The organism is Streptomyces sp. NPDC007162 (assembly GCF_040634175.1).
In the GTDB taxonomy this organism is placed as follows: Bacteria; Actinomycetota; Actinomycetes; order Streptomycetales; family Streptomycetaceae; genus Streptomyces.
Window position 1 is genome coordinate 1 of record NZ_JBEYFC010000976.1, and the last position, 1,530, is coordinate 1,530.

General features: G+C 70.9%; 2 protein-coding genes. Both read left to right on the plus strand.

The annotated features are described in order from the left end of the window. Window positions 1-130: 130 nt before the first annotated feature. Window positions 131-1,297: an XdhC/CoxI family protein gene (locus ABZ646_RS46410; RefSeq protein WP_360533772.1), complete on the plus strand. Its 1,167-nt coding sequence runs from the start codon at window positions 131-133 to the stop codon at window positions 1,295-1,297. Beyond that, window positions 1,291-1,530: radical SAM protein (locus ABZ646_RS46415; protein WP_360533775.1), on the plus strand; the 240-nt coding region annotated here is incomplete at its 3' end. The genes ABZ646_RS46410 and ABZ646_RS46415, both read left to right, overlap by 7 nt.

Here is a 1,530-nt window from a genome sequence, read left to right on the forward strand (position 1 = left end):
GCCGCCGTAATCTCCACCGAATCTGTACGACCCGGTTACCGCCCCTCCCGGGTCGCCGCCGCGCATGCGCCCCCGTGGACGCGGCGGCGACCCGACCCACCTTCTGCGCCCGTCTGTTGTGGAGACCCTCATGCTGAACATCGCGGACACACTGCACCGCTGGTGCCGCGAGGAACGCCCCTTCGCCCTGGCCACCGTCGTCGACGTCACCGGCAGCGCACCCATGCCCATCGGTACGTCGGTGGCAGTGGACGAGGACGGCCACGCCATCGGCAGCATCTCCGGCGGCTGCGTCGAGGGCGCGGTGTACGAACTGTGCCAAGCGGTCCTTCAGAAGCAAGGCGCTCCACAGCGTGCCCGGTTCGGCTACTCCGACGACGACGCGTTCGCCGTGGGCCTGACCTGCGGCGGCGAACTCGACGTCCTGGTCCAGCGCGTCGACCCGGCCACCCAGCCGCACCTCGGCGCGGCGCTCGCCGAGGCGGCCGAGGGCCGGCCCGCCGCCGTCGCCCAGGTCGTGAACGGGCCGAAGGGATTGCTCGGCGCCACTTTGAGCGTCCTCGGCGACAGCTGGATCGCCGACAGCCCGCTCAGCGACGGACAGACCGGCCCAGCGGTGGCGGACCGGGCCACCGCCCAGCTGCGTACCGGGCGCACCGCACTCCTCTCCCTCGGCGCAGACGCCGACACCTGCCCCGAAAAACTCTCCGTCCTCGTCCATGCGGCTGTCGCCCGCCCCCGCATGCTGATCTTCGGCGCCATCGACTTCACCGCCGCACTCGCCCAGGCCGGCCGGTTCCTGGGCTATCACGTCACCGTGTGCGACGCCCGCCCCGTCTTCGCCACCAAGGCACGCTTCCCCCACGCCGACGAGGTGGTCGTCGACTGGCCCCACCGCTACCTGGCACAGACGGCCGTGGATGCCCGTACCGCCGTCTGCGTGCTCACCCACGACGCCAAGTTCGACATCCCCCTGCTGCAGCTGGCGCTCGACCTGCCCGTCGGCTACGTCGGCGCGATGGGCTCCCGGCGCACCCACGAAGAGCGCCTTCTCCGTCTGCGCGAAGTCGGCGTCACACCGGAGCAGTTGGCCCGGCTGCGCTCCCCCATCGGCCTCGACCTCGGCGCCCGCACGCCCGAGGAGACAGCGATCTCGATCACCGCGGAGATCATCGCCCACGCCGGCCGAGCGAGCGGCCTGCCTCTGGTCCGGGTCAGCGGCCCGATCCACCGCGTCTCTGAGGCGGTGCCGGAGACAGCGCGGCACGGGACGGGAATGGTCTCAGGAACGTGCTGACCGACACCTACGGCCGGCAGGCCACCGACCTCAGGGTCTCACTGACCGACCGGTGTAACTTGCGCTGCACCTACTGCATGCCTGAGGAGGGCCTGCAGTGGCTGGGCAAGAGCAACCTGCTGACGGACGACGAGATCGTCCGTCTGATCACCATCGCGGTGACCTCGCTGGGCATAGAGGAAGTCCGTTTCACCGGCGGTGAGCCCCTGCTGCGCCCGGGTCTGGTCGGCATC